At 58.1% G+C, this 2637-nt stretch carries 5 protein-coding genes and 1 pseudogene; all 6 read left to right on the top strand.

The window, feature by feature from the left end; genetic code table 11:
• Positions 1-265 (top strand): annotated as a pseudogene (locus NW837_RS05970) (cation:proton antiporter); the annotation flags it as partial.
• Complete coding sequence (locus tag NW837_RS05965; RefSeq protein WP_041436089.1) at positions 249-653, top strand: Na+/H+ antiporter subunit E; 405 nt, start codon at positions 249-251, stop codon at positions 651-653. The pseudogene NW837_RS05970 and the gene NW837_RS05965, both read left to right, overlap by 17 nt.
• Positions 650-901, top strand: coding sequence for a hypothetical protein (locus NW837_RS05960; protein WP_011431878.1), 252 nt, complete (start codon positions 650-652; stop codon positions 899-901). Before NW837_RS05965 ends, NW837_RS05960 begins: the two co-directional genes overlap by 4 nt.
• 19 nt (positions 902-920) lie before the next feature.
• A complete protein-coding gene (locus NW837_RS05955) occupies positions 921-1202 on the top strand; it encodes a monovalent cation/H(+) antiporter subunit G (protein WP_011431879.1) in 282 nt (93 codons plus the stop codon).
• A 9-nt stretch (positions 1203-1211) separates the two neighbouring features.
• Entirely contained in the window at positions 1212-1733 is a 522-nt protein-coding gene (locus NW837_RS05950; RefSeq protein ID WP_414329833.1) for a DUF4040 domain-containing protein, read from the top strand.
• Positions 1730-2410: a Na(+)/H(+) antiporter subunit B gene (locus tag NW837_RS05945; RefSeq protein WP_414329831.1), complete on the top strand. Its 681-nt coding sequence runs from the start codon at positions 1730-1732 to the stop codon at positions 2408-2410. Before NW837_RS05950 ends, NW837_RS05945 begins: the two co-directional genes overlap by 4 nt.
• Positions 2411-2637 lie beyond the last annotated feature (227 nt).

Below are 2637 nucleotides of genomic sequence, written 5' to 3'. Positions count from 1 at the left end.
TCCTTGGCAAGATAAAGTGGCACTGGTGCTTTGGGGTGGGGGCTTGCTCTGGGGCTGGCTACCGGCGGCCTATGGCGCTGACAATCTTCTCAAGGCGCTCCTCAGTTTGGGCGTTGGGATCCCCCTAGGCTGGTTTTGGGAGCGGATCCCTTTGAAGGGAGGGTCGGTGAACGAAGGGCTGGAAGCAGTGGTGGGCGGCTTGAGCATAGTGTTGGTGCTGGTTTGGGCTCTGTTAGCTGTGGGGAACTATGGGACGCTACCCTGAGTTGGGTCTATTGGAGATCGGCCTGCGCCTCTTGATTTGGTTTCTGCTGACGGGCAATCTGAGCTGGGACAATGTGGCCATCGGGGTGGCGGCAACGTTGCTGCTGCCGCGCCAGGCTTCCGCACCGGTGCAATGGCGGGATTGGGGGCGAGTGCTCCAGGAAATTCTTCTCGCCATCCCAAGAGCCTACTGGGAAGCCTTCGAGATGATCCTCAAGCCCCACACTGTTGAGGAAGTTGTATACAAACAAACCCTGCCCAACCGTTCAGCAGGGCTGGTGTTTCTGGATATCTTTTTAATTACCTTCACGCCCAAAACCATCGTGCTCAATTGCAATGCCCAAGGCACTTATGAAGTCCATGTGCTCAAGCCGCGGGAGGACGTGTGAACCTACTGCTGTTTCTCCTGACCCTAACGCTGTGCTTGCCCCTGTATGCCGCTTGGCTGAAGGAAGATATTTGGCAGACGATGCTCGCCTTTGCCAGCTTGGCCACAAAGACGGCCATCCTGATTTTGGTGGTGTCGGTGGTGCGGGATGATTGGATGATCGGGATTGTGGGGGTTTTGATTTTGTCGGTGGGCAATGCGGCCTTAATGCTCTTGGCTCATGTACTGAAACGGCTGGAAATGCTTTAGAAAGGCCCTGGGGGTAGGTATGGAAGTCTGGGTGGAAGGTCTGAGCTATCTGTTGTTTGGGATTGGTGTGCTGTTTTGGTTGTGGGGAACGGCGCCGCTCCTTGGGGATCGCTCGATTTTATTTAAGCTGCACGGCCTTTCGGTGTCGGACACCCTGGGCTCTATGAGCATCATGCTGGGGCTGCTGTTGCGGATCCCACGGGAATGGCCCCTGTTGGTGTTGGCACTGATCTCCCTGGCTATTTGGAATACCATTCTGGGCTATGTGCTGGCGTTTTGCTCGCAGCGCAAGTCCCTATAGGAGGGCAGGATGGAAGAGACCCTGTTGCTGGTGATGGCGTTACTCCTGCCCCTGACGGCAAGCTTGGTGGTGACTCAGACCAATCCCTACCACGCCCTGGTGATGCGAGGGATCCTGGGGACGATTGCCGCCCTGATCTATGCGCTGTTTGGGGCGGCGGATGTGGCCCTGACCGAGGCACTGGTGGGCACCATGCTTTCTATTACCCTCTACGCCATTGCGGTGCGCTCTTCGCTGAGCATGCGCCTGGGCGTTCTCGAAGGCAGCCCTGTGCTGGAGGCCAGTACCTCAGCAGCACGGCAGTTGTTACAGCAGATGCGCCAAGGGCTACAGCGGTACCACATGCGCTTGGAGTTGACCGCCTATGGGAGTTCAGAGGCGTTGGTGGCTGCTCTTCGCAGCCGGGAGGTACACACCATTGCCCTTGAGCCCGCCGGAGAAGCAGCAGAGTATCGCCTGGTTACACGCGTGCCCCGCCTGCAGGCCATTTTGGCGCAGCAAGCTCTGGCCACTGAGGTGATGGCAACATGAAGTGGGTGTACGGGATAGCGGTGCTGCTGGCAGCCCTACAGCTCATCGTGGGCGAGGTGGGATCCGTGTCCCCCAATCCCACAGCGGGCGTGGCCTTAGTCGAGGCGGTGGAGATTCTGGCCACCGAAAGCGGTGTGCCCAACGCGGTGACGGGTCTTATTCTGCGCAACCGCCTCTACGATACGGTCTTTGAAGTAGTGGTGTTTTCCACGGCAATTTTGGGCGCCCAATACCTGCTGGCGGATGAGCAGCCGACGGCCAATGTAGCTCAATTTACCGATATTCCCTCGATTGTGTTGGCGCGAGTGGGGGCCACCATTTCGGCTTTGATTGCGGTGGAGCTGGCCATTCGAGGGCACCTGACGCCGGGCGGAGGCTTTGCTGCCGGGGTGGCGGGGGGGACGGCCATTGGCTTGGTGGCGATCACCGCCTCTTCCACCTGGATGGAGGCCATCTACAAACGGTGGCGGGCTGCGATGTGGGAGAAGCTGTCGGTGGTGACGTTTATCGGGGTGGCCGTGGTGGCTCTGGCCGGCTGGGAATTGCCCAGAGGGGAGTTGGGAGCTCTGTTTAGCGGCGGCTGGATCCCGATTCTCAATATTCTGGTGGCGATCAAAGTGGCGCTGGGATCCTGGGCGGCAGTTTTGATCTTTATTCGCTACCGCGGCTTGTTATGAGGGTCTAAATGGGTTAATGAGAGGTACCCCTGTCCCGGCAAAATCACGGACATTGCGAGTAACCAGGGTAAGTCCGTAAACCAAGGCTGTAGCAGCCAGTTGTTTGTCAATCGCATTTTGAGAGTAAACTACCCGACACCCGCGCTACGCGCAGAGTGCGGGCTTTATCCCAATCCCTAGCGGCCCCAGAGGACAGCTAAGTTTCGGAATTTCAGGCGAGTTTACAG

Origin of the sequence: Synechococcus sp. R6-10, from assembly GCF_047461815.1 — a bacterium.
Lineage (GTDB): Bacteria > Cyanobacteriota > Cyanobacteriia > Thermostichales > Thermostichaceae > Thermostichus.
The sequence above is the reverse complement of the archived record's forward strand: the minus strand, read 5'-3'. Positions and strand labels throughout refer to the sequence as shown.

Excerpts from the sequence above, each read along its gene's own strand:
- NW837_RS05945 (WP_414329831.1), top strand. The coding sequence starts at position 1,730 with ATGAAGTGGGTGTACGGGATAGCGGTGCTGCTGGCAGCCCTACAGCTC.
- NW837_RS05955 (WP_011431879.1), top strand. The coding sequence starts at position 921 with ATGGAAGTCTGGGTGGAAGGTCTGAGCTATCTGTTGTTTGGGATTGGT.
- NW837_RS05965 (WP_041436089.1), top strand. The coding sequence starts at position 249 with ATGGGACGCTACCCTGAGTTGGGTCTATTGGAGATCGGCCTGCGCCTC.
- NW837_RS05950 (WP_414329833.1), top strand. The coding sequence starts at position 1,212 with ATGGAAGAGACCCTGTTGCTGGTGATGGCGTTACTCCTGCCCCTGACG.